This is a genomic window from Burkholderia sp. 572 (genome assembly GCF_040545135.1).
GTDB classification, from domain to species: domain Bacteria; phylum Pseudomonadota; class Gammaproteobacteria; order Burkholderiales; family Burkholderiaceae; genus Burkholderia; species Burkholderia cepacia.
This window is the reverse complement of the sequence record NZ_JBEPLH010000012.1, coordinates 103,072-119,104: the sequence shown is the minus strand read 5'-3', so window position 1 is coordinate 119,104 and position 16,033 is coordinate 103,072. Positions and strand designations below refer to the sequence as shown.

The following is a 16,033-nucleotide window of genomic DNA, read 5'->3' as shown; positions in this document are numbered from 1 at the left end:
GTCACTTCGTGCGGTGCGCGGCGACGTACGCAGCCAGTGCACCGAGCGTCGCGAAGATCTTCTGGTTGTCCGGATTGTCCGAACGCAGCTCGAAGCCGAATTTCTTCGAGATCAGCAGCGCGATTTCCAGGATGTCGATGGAGTCGAGCCCGAAACCCTCGCCGTACAGCGGGGTGTCGGCCGTCACTGTTTCGAGCGGGACGTCTTCGAGATTCAGTTCGCCGATGATCAGCGTGGCGAGCTCTTGTTCCAGTGCGTTCATCATGCGTGCGGGCAGGCGGCCCGTGGCAGCGGAAGGCGCCCGGAAACGGCAATCGCCATGCACGCCCGGCGCGTGCGAATCTCCGTCCCTCCGGCGTCTGCCGGCTTCCCCGCCTGCGTTTTTTGGGGATCGTTTGTAAAAGTTACGCGGATTCTAGACGAACGGGTATCGGGCCGTATACCGCCAATGGTTACAGACTGGCGGGCCGGCGCGGCGCCCCGTTGCGGGACCCGAATGCACCAGATGCTTGAGCCGCTTTGGATGGAAATGGACCGACCCCGCGAAACCGTTCGTCCGGCGCCATACAATCGGTTACAAAACCCGTTCGCGCCCGCTCCGAACACGCGGTGCCGCGGCCCTAAAATGAGCGTGCCCGACCACCGGCCCGGACCCGTCCCGGCCGCCTTTCATCTGATGTTTGACGGCCCGACCCTCGCGTCCGGCCACGATCCGCCCGATGTCGCCAGTCATGCCGCGCCCGTCCTTCCGCTCCGTTCCGGTTCGCCCGTCCTTCCGCCGCCGCCCGGGCGCCGGTGACGGGTACCCGCGCCGTGCGCGCGGAGGCCGCCGATGAGCCGGCTGCTACCTGTCGCACGCGGCATTGCCGCGGTCGGCGCCGTCGCGGCATACCAGGCCGGCGCGCACTACGCGGCCGCGACGCCCGGCGCGCACGGCCTCGGCCTCGCGATGGCGCTCGTGCCGCCGCTGCTGCTCGCGCTCGGCGCGGCGCTGCGCTCGCCGCACCGCATCGGGTTCGTGTCCGCATGGCTGCTTGCCGCCGCCGCGCTGTGGGCCGCGCGCGCGCCGCTCGCGCGGCACTTCGAATGGGGCCTGTACCTGGAACACGCGAGTTTCAACCTCGCGATGGCGCTGCTGTTCGGCCGCACGCTCGCGGCCGGCAAGGTGCCGCTGTGCACGCATTTCGCGACGATGATCCACGGCGCGATCACGCCGGCCGTCGCGCACTACACGCGGCAGATCACGCTCGCGTGGACGCTGTTCTTCGTCGCGATCGCCGCCGTGTCGACGCTGCTGTTCGCGACCGCGCCGATCGTCACCTGGTCGACGTTCGCGAACTACCTGTCGCTGCCGCTCGTCGCCGTGATGTTCGCGGCCGAGCATGCGTGCCGACGCTTCGCCCTGCCGCACGAACCGCGGCCGCGCATGGTCGACGCGGTGCGCGCGTATCGCGCGACGACACACGCGTCGCAGGCATCACGATGAATTCACGGCCGGCGCGGCGCCGCAACGCGGCCGCGCCGGCCTTCGCTCCTGTTTCGACCGATCTATGCCGACTCACCCGCTGGTTTTCCATTCGTCGCCCGACCAGACGATCGCCTGGCGCGACGGCGCGCCCGTCACCGTGCGCACGTTCGTCGCCGACGTCGCGCGCGTGGCCGCCGCGCTGCCCGCCGGCGCGCACGTGTTCAACGTATGCCGCGACCGCTACCGCTTCGCGGTCAGCCTGTGCGCCGCGCTCGTTGCCGGCAAGGTCAGCCTGCTGCCGTCGACGCATACGCCGGAAATGGTCCGCCAGCTCGCGTCGTTCGCACCCGACGCGTTCTGCCTGCACGACGCGCCCGACTGCACAATCGACCTGCCGCGCTTCGCGTACCCCGATGCCGCCCCCGGCGCGCTCGCGGACGATGCGCCGTTCGCCGTGCCGCAGATCGATGCGGCGCGGATCATGGCCTACGTGTTCACGTCCGGCTCGACCGGCGCGCCGGTGCCGCACCGCAAGACCTGGGGCTTCCTGGTCGGCTGCGTGCGCGCGGCGGCCGACCGCCTCGGGCTGCTCGACGGCCGCGCGGCCACGCTGATCGGCACGGTACCCGCGCAGCACATGTACGGCTTCGAGTCGACGGTGCTGCTCGCGCTGATCGGCGGCCTCGCGTTCAGCAACCGCCAGCCGTTCTACCCGGTCGACATTCGGGACGAACTCGACGCGATCCCGCAACCGCGCGTGCTCGTCACGTCGCCGATCCACCTGCGTGCGCTGCTGGCGGCCGGCCATGCGCTGCCGCGCGCGGCGCTCGTGTTGTCGGCCACCGCGCCGCTGTCGGAAAAGCTCGCGTGCGAAGCCGAGGCCGCGCTCGACGCGCCGCTCGTCGAGATCTACGGCAGCACCGAGACCGGCCAGATCGCCACCCGCCGCACGTCGCAGGGCGCGGCATGGGAACTGTTCCCGGACATCCGCCTCGACGCGCGCGCCGAACCGGACGACGACGACAGCGGCCCGACCGTGTGGGTGTCGGGCGGACATGTGGAGGCACCCGTGCCGATGGGCGATGCACTCGAACTGCTCGGCGACGGCCGGTTCCTGCTGCACGGCCGCAAGGCCGACCTCGTCAACATCGCCGGCAAGCGCACGTCGCTCGCGTACCTGAACCATCAGCTCAACGCGATTCCGAAGGTGCTCGACGGCGTATTCTTCATGCCCGACGAAGCCGCGGCGGCACACGACGACACCCGCCTCGAGCCGGTCACGCGCCTCGTCGCGCTCGTCGTCGCGCCGACGCTCACGGCAGCCGGTCTGCAGCGCGCGCTGCGCGAGCGGATCGATCCCGCGTTCATGCCGCGCCCGCTCGTGTTCGTCGACGCGCTGCCGCGCAACGAAACCGGCAAGCTGCCGCGCGACGTACTCGCCGCACTCGTTGCGCAACATGCGCGCCCCGCGGCCGTGCCCGTGCCCGCGCCCGCGCCCGATCCGGCCGGCACGTCCGCACTCGGATTCACGATCCCCGCCGATCACCCGGCACTGCCCGGCCACTTCCCCGGCCATCCGGTCGTGCCGGGCGTCGTGCTGCTCGATCACGCGATCCATGCGCTCGGCACCGCGCTGAACCGCCCGCTGCATGCGTGGCGGCTCGGGTCCGCGAAATTCCTGAGCCCGGTCGCGCCCGGCGAGCCGCTCGATCTCGCGTACGACGCCGCGGCCGGCGGTGCGATCCGCTTCACGCTGCGCGCCGGGGCGCGCGACGTCGCGAGCGGCGTGCTGTCCGCGCCGCCGGCCGGGCAGGACGGTGCGCAGCCATGAAGCGCACCGCGTGGGCCGAACGCCAGGAGCGCAGCAACGCGGGCTTGCTGCGCGCGATGACGTGGATCTCGCTGCGCTTCGGCCGGCAGCGCGCGCGCGTCGTGCTGCACCTGATCGCGACGTATTTCGTGCTGTTTTCGCCGGTCGCGTGCGCGGCGTCGCGCGACTACCTGCGCCGCGTGCTCGGCCGCCCCGCGCGCTGGCGCGACGTGTACCGGCACGTGTTCACGTTCGCGGCGACGATCCACGACCGCATCTACCTGATGAACGGGCGCTTCGACCTGTTCGACATCCGGCTGCACGGCGAGACGCTGGTAGACGAAGCGCTCGCGGGCGGACGCGGCGCGTTCCTGATGGGCGCGCATCTCGGCAGCTTCGAGGTCGTGCGCGCGATCGGCCGCACGCACCCGGACCTGCGCGTCGTCGTGACGATGTACGAGAAGAACGCGCGCAAGATCAACGCGACGCTCGCCGCGGTGAATCCCGCCGCGCAGCCGGAAGTGATTCCGCTCGGGCAAGTCGACTCGATGCTGAAGGTGCGCGAGCGCCTCGACGCGAACTGCATGGTCGGCATGCTCGCCGACCGCACGCTGCTCGACGACGCGGCCGCGTCGCTGCGGCGGCTGCCGCTGCTCGGCGCGCCGGCCGCGTTCCCGCTCGGGCCGCTCTACATGGCCGCGATGCTGAGGCGCCCGGTGATCTTCATGACGGGCCTCTATCGCGACGGCAACCGCTACGACGTGCACTTCGAGACGCTCGCCGATTTCTCCGACGTGCGGCGCGACGCGCGCGCGGCGGCCGTCGACGCGGCACTCGCGCGCTACGTCGCGCTGCTCGACAGGTACTGTCGCTCGGCACCGTACAACTGGTTCAACTATTTCGACTTCTGGCACGGCGGCGATGCCGCGACCGCGGCCGCGCGCGGCGACGCCGCGTGCGCCGGTGCCGGCCTGTCCGCCACGAGGGATTCCGACGCATGACCGCCGTTCGCCGCCTGCCCACGCTCACGCCCGCCCTGCGTCGCGCCGTCCGCACGCTGGCCGCCGCCATCGCCGTCGCCGCAAGCACCGCCGCGATCGCGCTGGCCGCCGCGCCCGCGCGGGCGGCCGACGCGGCGCCGGCGTGGACCCTCGACCGGCTGATGTCGACGCTCGCGCAGCACAAGTCGGGGCGCGCGACGTTCACCGAGACGAAGTACCTGTCGATCGCGACGCAGCCGGTCGAATCGTCCGGCGAACTCGTGTTCGTCGCGCCGGACCATCTCGAGAAGCACACGCTGAGCCCGAAGCCCGAACACCTCGTCGTCGACGGCGACATGCTCACCGTCGAGCGCAACAGCCGCAAGTACACGCTCGCGCTCGCGCGCTATCCGGAACTCGGCGCGTTCATCGACAGCATCCGCGCGACGCTCGCCGGCAACCGCTTCGCGCTCGAACAGGTCTACAAGGTCGCACTCGCCGGGCGCGGCGACGACTGGACGCTGACGCTCACGCCGCTCGACTCGCGGATGCTGAAGGTCGTCAGCACGATCACGCTCGACGGCACGCGCGACCTGTTGCGCAGCGTCGCGATCCGGCAGGCCGACGGCGACCGTTCGGTGATGCGCCTGCAACCCGTTCCGGCGAACCCGAACTGATGGACGAACGCACCCGGCCCCCGTCTTCGCCGGTCGCCCGCCGCCTGCACGCGCTGCGGCAGCGCGCGGTGCTCGTGTGGTTGCTCGCGCTCGTCGCGTGCGGCATCGCGATCGGGCGCGCGCACTTCACGGCCGACCTGTCCGCGTTCCTGCCGAGTTCGCCGAGCGCCGGGCAGCGCGTGCTCGTCGACCAGTTGCGCGACGGCATCGTGTCGCGGCTGATCCTCGTCGCGATCGACGGCAGCGATGCAGCCACGCGCGCCGCGCTGTCGCGGCGCGTGGCCGGCACGCTGCGCGCCGATCCGCAGTTCGCGGCGGTTCACAACGGCGAAGCGGCGAACGACGCGCGCGACCGGCAGTTCATCTTCGATCACCGCTATCTGCTGAGCCCGGCCGTCACGCCGCAGCGCTTCAGCGCCGACGGCCTGCACCAGGCGCTCGGCGACAGCCTCGACCTGCTGAGCTCGTCGGCCGGCCTCGTGGCCAAGGCGCTGCTGCCGCGCGACCCGACCGGCGAAGTTGCCACGCTCGTCGACCAGCTCGACGGCGCGGCGCAACCGGCGAGCCGCGACGGCGTGTGGGCGTCGCGCGACGGCACCCGCGCGGTACTCGTCGTGCAGACGGCCGCCGCCGGTTCCGATACCGATGCCCAGGCCCGTGCGATCGACGCGGTGCGCCGCGCGTTCGCCGCCGCGAAGCAAGCCTCGAAGCAGGCCATGCCGAACGCCGCCGCCGCCACGCTCGCGATGACGGGCCCCGGCGTGTTCTCGGTCGACACGCGCGACACGATCCGGCACGACGTCGAACGGCTGTCGACGGCGAGCGTCGTGCTGATCGTCGCGTTGCTGCTGACGCTGTACCGTTCGCCGCGCACGCTCGCGCTCGGCTTGCTGCCGGTGCTGACGGGCGTCGCGGCGGGAATCGCGGCGGTCAGCGTCGCGTTCGGCACGGTCCACGGGCTGACGCTCGGTTTCGGTACGACGCTGATCGGCGAAGCCGTCGACTATTCGATCTACCTGTTCGTGCAATCGGCGCAGGCCGGCACGCGCGGCGCGGCGCGACCGGCCGACGCGACGCGCGCCTGGGTCGCCGCGTACTGGCCGACGATCCGGCTCGGCGTGCTGACGTCCGTGTGCGGTTTCGCGTCGATGCTGTTCTCCGGGTTCCCCGGCCTCGTGCAGCTCGGGCTGTATTCGATCGTCGGGCTGACGGCCGCCGCGCTCGTCACGCGCTTCGTGCTGCCGCACCTGCGCGGCGAGCATGTCGCAATCCGCGACGTGTCGCGCATCGGCGCCGTGCTCGCGCGCGCGGCCGACGCCGCGCCGCGGCTGCGCTGGCCGCTCGCCGTGCTGGTGATCGCCGCGGGCGCGACGCTCGTGCTGCATCGCGACGGCCTGTGGAGCCGCGAACTCGCCGCGCTGAGCCCCGTGCCCGCGCCAGCGCAGGCGCTCGACGCACGGCTGCGCGCCGATGTCGGCGCGCCCGACGTGCGCTACCTCGTCGTGATTGCCGCGCCGACCGAACAGGCCGCGCTCGAACGCGCGGAACGGGTCGCCGCGCAGTTGCAGCCGCTCGTCGACCGGGGCGCGCTCGCGGGTTTCGAAACCCCCGCGCGCTTCCTGCCGAGCGACGCCGCGCAGCGCGCGCGCCTCGCGAGCCTGCCGGATGCCGATGTGCTCGCCGCGCGGATGCGCGATGCCGTCGCGAACCAGCCGATCGCGGTCAGGCCCGACCTGTTCGCGCCGTTCATCGCCGACGTCGAAGCCGCGCGCCACGCGCGGCTGCTGACGCGCGCGGACCTGCGCGGCACGTCGATGGCGCTCGCCGTCGATGCGCTGCTGACCGAACGCGACGGCCGCTGGAGCGCGATGCTGCCGCTGCGCGCGCCGGACGCCGCCCGCACCGCGCAACCGGCATCGAGTCTCGATGCGACACCGATCCGCGCGGCCGTCGCGCGCGCGGGCGTGCCCGATGCGCTGTTCGTCGACATGAAGGCCGAAGCCGATCGCCTGTACGTGAGCTACGTGCACGAGGACATCCGGCTGTCGCTCGCGGGTTTCGCCGCGATCGCCGTGCTGCTGCTGATCGCCCTGCGCTCGCCGCGCCGTGTCGTGCGCGCGCTCGCCCCGCTCGTCGCGGCCGTGCTGGTCGTGACGGCCGGCTTCGCGCTCGCCGGCGTGCCGCTGACGATCCTGCACCTCGTCGGGATGCTGCTGATCGTCGCGGTCGGCTCGAACTACGCGCTGTTCTTCTGCAAGCGCGACGACGCGCAGCCCGTCACGCCCCACACGCTCGTATCGCTGCTGATCGCGAACCTCGCGACGGTCGCCGGCTTCGGGCTGCTGGCGCTGTCGCGCGTGCCGCTGCTCGAGACCTTCGGGCTGACCGTGGGCCCGGGCGCGATGCTCGCGCTCGCGTTCGCGGCGATCCTCGCGCCGCGCGCGGCCGCGGCCGGCAACCGTCATCAAGGAAGCCGCGCATGAATGCACCGTCGTCCATTCCGCACCGACAGCCCGGCGATGCGCGCCGCTGGCAGCCCACGCCGCTGATCGCGGGCACCGCCGCGCTGCACGCGGGCGCGGCAGCCGCCGTCGTCGCTCAGCCGGCCGTGTGGCCGTGGGCGGTCGGCGGCGTGGTCGCGTCGCATCTCGCGCTGACCGCCGCCGGCCTGTGGCCGCGCAGCGCACTGCTCGGGCCGAACTGGACGCGCCTGCCGCCCGGCGCCGGCCGCCGCATCGCATTGACGATCGACGACGGCCCGGACCCCGACGTCACGCCGCGCGTGCTCGACCTGCTCGACCGTTACGACGCGCGCGCGACGTTCTTCTGCATCGGCGATCTCGCGCGCCGTCATCCGCGCTGGATCGAGGCGATCGTCGCGCACGGTCACGCGATCGAAAACCACAGCCAGCGGCACCGGCATACGTTCTCGCTGTCGGGGCCCGCCGCGCTGCGGCGCGAGATCGCGGCCGCGCAACGGACGCTGACCGAGATCGCCGGTACGCGCCCGCTGTTCTTCCGCGCACCGGCCGGCCTGCGCAATCCGTTCCTCGAACCGGTGCTGTGCGAGCTCGGCCTGCAGCTGGCGAGCTGGACGCGGCGCGGTTTCGACACGCGCGAGCACGATGCCGCGACCGTCACGCGCCGCCTGCTGCACGGTCTCGCGCCGCGCGACATCCTGCTCGTGCACGACGGCCACGCGGCGCGCGACGCGCGCGGCGAACCGGTCGTGCTCGACGTGCTGCAAGCGGTGCTGCGCGCGGCCGCCGACGCGCAGCTGCACTGGGTCACGCTGCGCGCGGCGCTCGCGCCCGAACCGCCGGCCGGGCCGCGCGAGCCGACCGGTTCGGCCCCCCCGTTTGATAAAATCTGACCTCGAGCGGCGCGCCTGCCAGCCCTGCTGCGGCGCCCGTTCCGGCCACCGGATGCGACCCTCGTGAAACCTCTCCTGCTCTCGCACTTCACCGCCACCAGCTGCATCGGCCGCGGCCTCGACGCGACCCTCGATGCACTGCGCCACGCGCGCGGCGGGCTCACGCCCTGCGACTTCGAGCGTGCGGATCTCGACACGTGGATCGGCGCGGTGGACGGCGTCGATGCGCAGCCCGTGCGCGCCGACCTCGCGGACTTCGAGTGCCGCAACAACCGCCTCGCGCAGCTCGGCCTCACGCAGGACGGCTTCGACGCACGCGTCGCGGCAGCCGTCGCGCGCCATGGCGCGGCACGCGTCGGCGTGTTCGTCGGCACGAGCACGGCCGGCATCCTCGAGACCGAGCATGCATACCAGCGCCGCGATCCGGCGAGCGGCGCACTGCCCGCCGACTTCCGCTACGCCCACACGCACAATCCGTATTCGCCGGCCGCGTTCGTGCGCGCGTTTTTCGCGCTGCGCGGGCCGGCGATGGCGATCTCGTCCGCATGCTCGTCCGGCGCGAAAGTGTTCGGCTCCGCGCGCCGCATGATCGAGGCGGGATTGATCGATGCGGCCGTCGTCGGCGGCGTCGATTCGCTGTGCCTGACGACGCTGTACGGCTTCAATTCGCTCGAACTGCTGTCGCGCCGGCCGTGCCGTCCGTTCGACGTCGCGCGCGACGGCATCTCGATCGGCGAGGCCGCCGCGTTCGCGCTCGTCGAACGCGTGCCCGACCCGCCCGCCCCGCTCGACGCCGACGCGATCCTGCTGCTCGGCATCGGCGAATCGAGCGACGCGCATCACATGTCGTCGCCGCATCCGGACGGGCTCGGCGCGCGCGTCGCCATCGAGCAGGCGCTTGCATCCGCCGGCCTCGGCGCGAACGACATCGACTACGTGAACCTGCACGGCACCGCGACGCCGAGCAACGACGCGGCCGAAAGCCGCGCGATCGGCGCGCTGTTCGCCGGCACGCCGTGCAGCTCGACGAAGGGCGCGACCGGCCATACGCTCGGCGCGGCGGGCGCGCTCGAGGCGGTCATCGCCGCGCTCGCGCTGCGCGAACAGTTCGTGCCGGCCGGCGTCAACACGACGCAGCCCGACCCGACACTCGTCGCCGACTACGTGCTCGCGAGCCGCGATGCGCGCGTGCGCGCCGTCCTCTCCAATTCGTTCGGCTTCGGCGGCACGAATTGCAGCCTGATCCTCGGCCGCGCCGACCACGTACGCCGTTGAGGCCCGCCATGACACTGACCGCCTTCATCGAAAGCATCGGCCTCGTCGGCCCGGGATTGAGCGGCTGGCCGCACGCGGCCGACGTGCTCGCGGGCCGCGCGCCGTATGCGTCCGCCCGCACCGAGCTGCCGCCGCCGGCCGGCCTGCCGTCGGCCGAGCGGCGCCGCACGGGCCCCGTCGTGCGCACGGCGCTCGCGGTCGGCCACGAAGCGGTGGCCGCGAGCGCACGCGACGCCGCGACGCTCGCGACCGTGTTCAGCGCATCGGGCGGCGACGGCCAGAACTGCCACGCGATCTGCGAAACCCTCGCCGGCGACGATCGCCAGTTGTCGCCGACCCGCTTCCACAACTCCGTGCACAACGCGCCGGCCGGCTACTGGAGCATCGCGACCCGCGCGATGGCGACGTCGAACGTGCTGTGCGCGCACGACGGCAGCTTTGCCGCCGGGCTGCTCGAGAGCCTGTGCCAGGTCGTCGTCGATCGCGTGCCGACGCTGCTGATCGCGTACGACACCGACTATCCGGAACCGCTGCGCGCGGTGCGGCCGATCGACGATGCGTTCGGCGTCGCGCTCGTGCTCGCGCCGGAAGCAAGCGAACACGCGCTCGCCCGCATCGACGTGCAACTCACCGACACCCCCGCCGCGACGCTCGCGCACGCCGGGCTCGACGCGCTGCGCGCCGGCAATCCGGCCGCGCGCGTGCTGCCGCTGCTCGAGGCGCTCGCCGCGCGGCGTTCGACACGCGTCGTGCTCGACTACCTGGCCGATACACGCGTGCAGGTCGACGTCGCGATGCCGGATACGTTCGCGGAGCGTGCGTGATGACCGCGACGATCCCGCTCGCGCCGCCGCTCGACCACGCGTGGATCGCCGCGCACATTCCGCACGACGGCGCGATGTGCGTGCTCGATACGGTCGATGCGTGGGATGCCGCCCGCATCCGCTGCACCGCGACGAGCCACCGCGATCCGCACAACCCGCTGCGCGCGCACGGCCGGCTCGCGTCCGTCTGCGGGATCGAATACGCGGCGCAGGCGATGGCCGTGCACGGCGCGTTGCTCGGTGCGCACGAAGCGCGCCCGCGCGTCGGCTATCTGGCGAGCGTGCGCAACGTCGACGCGTTCGTCGAGCGGCTCGACACGTTCGCGCAGCCGCTCGTCGTCGAAGCGGAACGCGTGAGCGGCGACGCCCGCTCGGTGCTGTACGGCTTCGCGCTGCGCTGCGGCGAGCGCGTGCTGCTGTCCGGCCGCGCCGCGGTGATGCTCGACGCATCGGCGGCCGGCGTGTTTCGCCCGGCGCCCGCCGGCGATGCGAATCCTCGCTGAAGAGGCTTGTTCAACGGAAGGAAACCAGGTCGTGAAAGTTCGTCAGTTCATTGGTACCGCGCTCGTTCTGGCGCTGATCAGCCCGATCGCGCACGCGGACATGTCGGAAGTGAAGCAGGACATCAAGCGCGATTCGAAGGAAGCCGCGCACAAGACCGGCGAGGCGGCCCGCAGCTTCGGCCACGCGACCGCGAGTGCGGCGAAGGCGGTCGGGCACGGCGTCGCGCATGCGTCGCGCGAAGGCTGGGATGCCACCAAGCGCACGACGAAGCGGATCTTCCACAAGAACGGCTCCGGCGAGTCGGGTGGAAAGAGCGAAAAGAGCGATTGAGCGATTGACGACGGACATCGCGCGCACCGCCTCGCGGCATGCGCGCGATGCGTGGCCGCGCGTCGACGGTGACGCGTGACTGCCGCCATGCCGCTGCCGTCAACGCGCGCCGCGCATGCGGCGTGCCGGCCTGGCCCGCACGCGCGCGAAACACTTGCCGTAAGCGACGAGCCAGCAATCGCGATGATCGAAGTTCCGCAGCAGCCGCGCGCGGCGCCGCTCGAGCCAGAAGAGCGAGATCGCCATCGCCAGCGCGACGGCCAGTGCCGCGCCGCCGATCGCGAGTCCCATCCAGGTGTCGCTCATGCCTTCTCCGGAATGCGGGGCCGCACCGGCACACCTGCGCCGCTGCGGCACTGGAACCAGCGGAACACGGCCCGGCACGTGCATGCACGCCGTCCGGGCCGCCGTGCGTCAGTGCATGTGCTGGCCGCCGTTGATCGCGATGTTGGAGCCCGTCACGAAGCCGGCCTCCTCCGAGCACAGGTAAGCGACCAGCGCCGCGACTTCCTCGGGCTTGCCGAGCCGGCCCGCCGGAATCTGCGGGAGGATCTTCGAGTCGAGGATGTCCTGCGGGATCGCCGTGACCATCTTCGTCGCGAGGTAGCCCGGCGACACGGTGTTCACCGTCACGCCCTTGCGCGCGATCTCGAGCGCGAGCGATTTCGTGAAGCCGTGCATGCCGGCCTTCGCGGCCGCGTAGTTGGTCTGGCCGACCGAACCCTTCGAGCCGTTCACCGACGAGATGTTGACGATGCGGCCCCAGCCGCGCTCGACCATGCTTTCGCAGACCGGCTTCGTCATGTTGAACACGGAATCGAGGTTCGTGCGGATCACCGCGTCCCAGTTGACCTTGTCGAGCTTGCGCAGCGTCATGTCGCGCGTGATGCCCGCGTTGTTCACGAGAATGTCGACCGGGCCGACGTCCCGGGCGATCTTCTCGATGCATTGCTGGCACGAATCGTGGTCGGCCACGTCCACCGGATACGCGAGGAACTCGCGGCCGGCCGCATGCATCTCGGTCAGCCAGCGGTCCGCGCCGGTGTTGCTCGGCGAATACGTGACGACTACCCGGTGGCCCGCGTCGTTCAACCTGATGCTGACCGCTTCGCCGAGGCCGCCCATTCCACCAGTCACAACTGCAATTCGCTTAGTCATCCTGTAAATTACCGACAAAAAAGTAATCGATGAAAGCGGGGCGACGGCATCGCACATGCTGCCGCCCCACCGCTTCGATGCGCAGCCGCCCGCGTCGCGGGCACGGCACGCACCGGCACCTCGCGCTTGTTATTGGCCACTTGTCGTGCGCGAAAACCGCTTCACCCGCGTGCGGCGCTCACCGGCGCCGCAGCGGGACGAATCGTCAGGCCCCGCTCAGGCGCGCTCGACCGCGAGCGCGACGCCCATCCCGCCGCCGATGCACAGCGACGCCAGCCCGCGCTTCGCGTCGCGTTTCTGCATTTCGTGCAGCAGCGTCACCAGGATCCGGCAGCCCGACGCACCGATCGGGTGACCGATCGCGATCGCCCCGCCGTTCACGTTCACCTTCGACGTGTCCCAGCCCATCTGCTTGTGCACCGCCAGCGCCTGCGCCGCGAACGCCTCGTTGATCTCCATCAGGTCCAGGTCGCCCGGCGTCCAGCCCGCGCGCTCCAGGCACCGGCGCGATGCCGGCACCGGCCCCATCCCCATCACGCTCGGATCGACACCCGCGTTCGCGTATGCCTTGATCTTCGCCAGCGGCGTCAGACCCAGTGCCGCCGCCTTCTGCGCCGACATCACCAGCACCGCCGCCGCGCCGTCGTTCAGCCCCGACGCGTTCGCCGCCGTCACCGAGCCGTCCTTCGAGAACGCCGGCTTCAGCCCCGCCAGCGACTCCGCCGTCACGCCGTGACGCACGAATTCATCGGTCGCGAACTGCAGCGGCTCGCCCTTGCGTTGCGGGATCGACACCGGCACGATCTCGTCGTCGAAGCGGCCCGCCTTCTGAGCGGCTTCCGCCTTGTTCTGCGACAGCGCCGCGAATGCGTCCTGCTCCTCGCGCGTGATCCCGTATTCCTTCGCGACGTTCTCCGCCGTGATGCCCATGTGGTACTGGTTGTACACGTCCCACAGGCCGTCGACGATCATCGTGTCGACCAGCTTCGCATCGCCCATCCGGAAGCCGTCACGCGAGCCCGGCAGCACGTGCGGCGACGCGCTCATGCTCTCCTGGCCACCCGCGATCACGATGTCCGCGTCGCCCGCGACGATCGCGTTTGCTGCCAGCATCACGGCCTTCAGGCCCGAGCCGCACACCTTGTTGATCGTCATCCCCGGCACTGCCGTCGGCAGCCCGGCCTTGATCAGCGACTGCCGCGCCGGGTTCTGGCCCGAGCCGGCCGTCAGCACCTGGCCCATGATCACTTCGCTCACCTGCTCGGGCTTCACGCCCGCGCGCTCCAGCACTGCGCGGATCACCGTCGCGCCCAGTTCGGGCGCCGCAATCTTCGCAAGCGAACCGCCGAATTTGCCGACCGCGGTCCGCGCGGCCGATACGATCACTACGTCCGTCATGTCCAGTTCCTGCATTGAAATCAGTTCGTCGTTCCGACGCCGGTGCGAGCCGGTCTCGGCCGGCGAACGCGCTCCCCGTGCCATCCGGCGCGGTAGCGGTCGCATGCCTCCGTACGGCGAACCGCCCCCGTTCGCACGGGCGGCACACCCGCACGGCTCGCCGGGCACCGGCGCGTTGCGGCAAACCGGACGTGAGCCGGGCACCGCGCGGCACACGCGGCGTCCGGCACCATCCGGCGCCGATCAATCGTGTCGCGCCCGTGCGCGACACATGCTTGCGCGGCTAAGCGATCACGCAGCCGATTCGCGGGCGGCCGCGGCGTCCTTGCGCGCGGCGGCGGCCGTTTGCTTCGCACCACGCGTTGCCGTTTCGGTGACGGCGTCGAAGCCGCTCTGGGCGGCTTCGATCGCCTGCCCCGTCGCTGCGCGTACGGAGTCGGCCGCGGCGGTCGCCGCGGACAGCGCCGAGTTCAGCGCGGCCACCACCGGCGCCGAGCCGGCCGGCGCGTGCTTCGACAGCTCGCCCAGCACGTCCTTCAGGCGCTTGTCGTTCTGTTCGTATTGGGCTTGCGCGACCTTTGCCCATTCGGACTGCGTCGACACCGCGATGTCGAACAGGTGGCGGCCGTAGGACACGGCCTTGCCGGCCGCTTCCTGCGGCACCGCGATCTGCTGCGCGAAGCCCACGGCCGGATTGCTGCTGTTGAACGCGTTCTTCAGCTTGTCTTCGTATTCCTCGAGCGCCGTCCGGGCCGCTTGCAGGTTGAGTTCGACGACAGCCTCGAAACCTTGGATAGCCGGACGGGCGATCGCAAACCACGCGGCGATACCGGACTGATAATCGGCATTGAGTTTTTCGGGGGCAAATACGGACATCGGGCACGCTCCTGTTGGCAATGCGAGAGACGACGTAAGGAAAATCGGAAGCCGGTTCGACAGCAGACTTCCTTATTGACAACCCGTCACTTGTTTGAGTACGGGGAGTTGAAGGAGCCCATTCTAGATCGATTAATTGTCAATTAAATGGCATTAATACTAGGTGTAAACCCTTATCTTAATTCCGGGCGACCGCTGGAACCCGTGATGCGCCGACATCGCAGACGAGACGGCGCTTCACTCTGTCCCGCAATGCATTTCTACCTTTTTACAGGATAGCCGATCATGACGTCGCGCAACATTTACCAATTCATTATTCCGTTTATTAGAAAACCGACGCACATTGAAAATGGAGCAGTCGCTTATGTAATCGTTTTTTTTGGATTTATTATGAAATCGTTTTCGGGATTATTAATGACAAAATCAATGATCGGACGAATTGCGGGTCGCAATAAAAAAAACGGCCGCATGATGCGGCCGCGTGCTGGTCAGGCAGGCGCGGAAGATCAGCCGGCCAGTTCGCGATGCAGCGCGAGGAACTCCTGCGCGAGCTTGTGCCCGGGCTCCAGATGGATCACCGGCCTGGACTGCTGATGCGACTCGCGGATCTTCACCGAGGCCGACAGCCTCGACGCGAGCACCGGCAGCCCTTCTTCGACGAGTTCGTCGACGAGCCGCTGCGGCAGGCTCGCTCGCGGCTGGAACTGGTTGATCACGATCCCTTCCACCTCGAGCGCCGCGTTGTGGTCCTGCTGGATCTCCTTCACGTTCTCGAGCAGCGTGTACAGCGCGCGACGTGAAAAATCGTCGCAGTCGAACGGGATCAGGCAGCGCTCGACCGCGATCAGCGCCGAGCGCGTATAGAAATTCAGCGCGGGCGGCGTGTCGATGTACACGGCGTCGTAGGCATCGAGCTCGTTCAGCGCGTCGCGCAGCTTGTAGATCTTGTAACGCGATTCGAGCTTGCCGTGCAGCGTGTCGAGATCCGGATGCGCGGGCATCACGTCGAGCCCTTCGAACGGGGTCGGATGGACGAACGACGCGACGTCGACCGGACGGAAGTTGAAGGTCAGCGCGGTTTCGAAGAAATCGGCGACACCCGGCTGCGCGTCGGCCGCGGCGTCGCCGAGCAGGTAGCGCGTGGAGTTCGCCTGTGCGTCGAGGTCGATGACGAGCGTGCGCAGCCCCTCGCTCGCGCTGATCGCCGCCAGGTTGCAGACGATCGTCGACTTGCCCACGCCGCCCTTCTGGTTGAATACGACCCGCCGCATGGTGCCCCCTCGATCGAACGTCGAAAAGAGCAGCTTAGCCGGTCAATAATGGCGACCGCGTGACGCAGGTCGAATTGCGTGCGATTTGT

16 protein-coding genes are annotated in these 16,033 nt (G+C 70.3%); 10 read left to right on the top strand and 6 right to left on the bottom strand.

The window, feature by feature from the left end:
- Window position 1 precedes the first annotated feature (1 nt).
- Window positions 2-262: a phosphopantetheine-binding protein gene (locus ABIC51_RS23260; protein ID WP_027789129.1), complete on the bottom strand. Its 261-nt coding sequence runs from the start codon at window positions 260-262 to the stop codon at window positions 2-4.
- A gap of 570 nt (window positions 263-832) precedes the next feature.
- Here ABIC51_RS23260 and ABIC51_RS23255 point away from each other — a divergent pair.
- From ABIC51_RS23255 to ABIC51_RS23210, 10 genes are all read left to right on the top strand, one after another.
- Window positions 833-1,486: a COG4648 family protein gene (locus ABIC51_RS23255; protein WP_146253676.1), complete on the top strand. Its 654-nt coding sequence runs from the start codon at window positions 833-835 to the stop codon at window positions 1,484-1,486.
- Between the two features lie 64 nt (window positions 1,487-1,550).
- A complete protein-coding gene (locus ABIC51_RS23250) occupies window positions 1,551-3,299 on the top strand; it encodes an acyl-CoA synthetase family protein (RefSeq protein ID WP_175898168.1) in 1,749 nt (582 codons plus the stop codon).
- Window positions 3,296-4,279: a lysophospholipid acyltransferase family protein gene (locus tag ABIC51_RS23245; protein ID WP_027789126.1), complete on the top strand. Its 984-nt coding sequence runs from the start codon at window positions 3,296-3,298 to the stop codon at window positions 4,277-4,279. The genes ABIC51_RS23250 and ABIC51_RS23245 overlap by 4 nt, the downstream gene beginning before the upstream one ends.
- Window positions 4,276-4,935: an outer membrane lipoprotein carrier protein LolA gene (locus ABIC51_RS23240; RefSeq protein ID WP_027789125.1), complete on the top strand. Its 660-nt coding sequence runs from the start codon at window positions 4,276-4,278 to the stop codon at window positions 4,933-4,935. The genes ABIC51_RS23245 and ABIC51_RS23240 overlap by 4 nt, the downstream gene beginning before the upstream one ends.
- Window positions 4,935-7,418 carry an MMPL family transporter gene (locus ABIC51_RS23235; protein ID WP_175898167.1) on the top strand — a complete coding sequence of 828 codons (2,484 nt, stop codon included), beginning with the start codon at window positions 4,935-4,937 and terminating at the stop codon, window positions 7,416-7,418. Before ABIC51_RS23240 ends, ABIC51_RS23235 begins: the two co-directional genes overlap by 1 nt.
- Complete coding sequence (locus tag ABIC51_RS23230; protein WP_354006645.1) at window positions 7,415-8,308, top strand: polysaccharide deacetylase family protein; 894 nt, start codon at window positions 7,415-7,417, stop codon at window positions 8,306-8,308. Before ABIC51_RS23235 ends, ABIC51_RS23230 begins: the two co-directional genes overlap by 4 nt.
- 63 nt (window positions 8,309-8,371) lie before the next feature.
- A complete protein-coding gene (locus ABIC51_RS23225; RefSeq protein WP_175898166.1) occupies window positions 8,372-9,583 on the top strand; it encodes a beta-ketoacyl-[acyl-carrier-protein] synthase family protein in 1,212 nt (403 codons plus the stop codon).
- An 8-nt stretch (window positions 9,584-9,591) separates the two neighbouring features.
- A complete protein-coding gene (locus ABIC51_RS23220; protein WP_146253671.1) occupies window positions 9,592-10,407 on the top strand; it encodes a beta-ketoacyl synthase chain length factor in 816 nt (271 codons plus the stop codon).
- Complete coding sequence (locus ABIC51_RS23215) at window positions 10,407-10,910, top strand: hotdog family protein (RefSeq protein WP_027789120.1); 504 nt, start codon at window positions 10,407-10,409, stop codon at window positions 10,908-10,910. Before ABIC51_RS23220 ends, ABIC51_RS23215 begins: the two co-directional genes overlap by 1 nt.
- Window positions 10,894-11,241 carry a hypothetical protein gene (locus ABIC51_RS23210; protein WP_049096912.1) on the top strand — a complete coding sequence of 116 codons (348 nt, stop codon included), beginning with the start codon at window positions 10,894-10,896 and terminating at the stop codon, window positions 11,239-11,241. The genes ABIC51_RS23215 and ABIC51_RS23210 overlap by 17 nt, the downstream gene beginning before the upstream one ends.
- 99 nt (window positions 11,242-11,340) lie before the next feature.
- Here the strand turns inward: ABIC51_RS23210 and ABIC51_RS23205 are convergent, their stop codons facing one another.
- The 5 genes from ABIC51_RS23205 to ABIC51_RS23185 all read right to left on the bottom strand — a co-directional run bounded on the left by ABIC51_RS23205 (window position 11,341) and on the right by ABIC51_RS23185 (window position 15,944).
- Entirely contained in the window at window positions 11,341-11,547 is a 207-nt protein-coding gene (locus ABIC51_RS23205; protein ID WP_027789118.1) for a hypothetical protein, read from the bottom strand.
- A 108-nt stretch (window positions 11,548-11,655) separates the two neighbouring features.
- On the bottom strand, window positions 11,656-12,399 hold the full coding sequence (gene phbB, locus ABIC51_RS23200; protein ID WP_027789117.1) for an acetoacetyl-CoA reductase: 744 nt from the start codon (window positions 12,397-12,399) through the stop codon (window positions 11,656-11,658).
- A 216-nt stretch (window positions 12,400-12,615) separates the two neighbouring features.
- On the bottom strand, window positions 12,616-13,797 hold the full coding sequence (locus tag ABIC51_RS23195; protein ID WP_175898165.1) for an acetyl-CoA C-acetyltransferase: 1,182 nt from the start codon (window positions 13,795-13,797) through the stop codon (window positions 12,616-12,618).
- Window positions 13,798-14,088: 291 nt separating this feature from the next.
- Entirely contained in the window at window positions 14,089-14,673 is a 585-nt protein-coding gene (gene phaP / locus ABIC51_RS23190; RefSeq protein ID WP_027789115.1) for a TIGR01841 family phasin, read from the bottom strand.
- A gap of 506 nt (window positions 14,674-15,179) precedes the next feature.
- Window positions 15,180-15,944: a ParA family protein gene (locus ABIC51_RS23185; protein ID WP_027789114.1), complete on the bottom strand. Its 765-nt coding sequence runs from the start codon at window positions 15,942-15,944 to the stop codon at window positions 15,180-15,182.
- Between the last annotated feature and the right edge of the window lie 89 nt (window positions 15,945-16,033).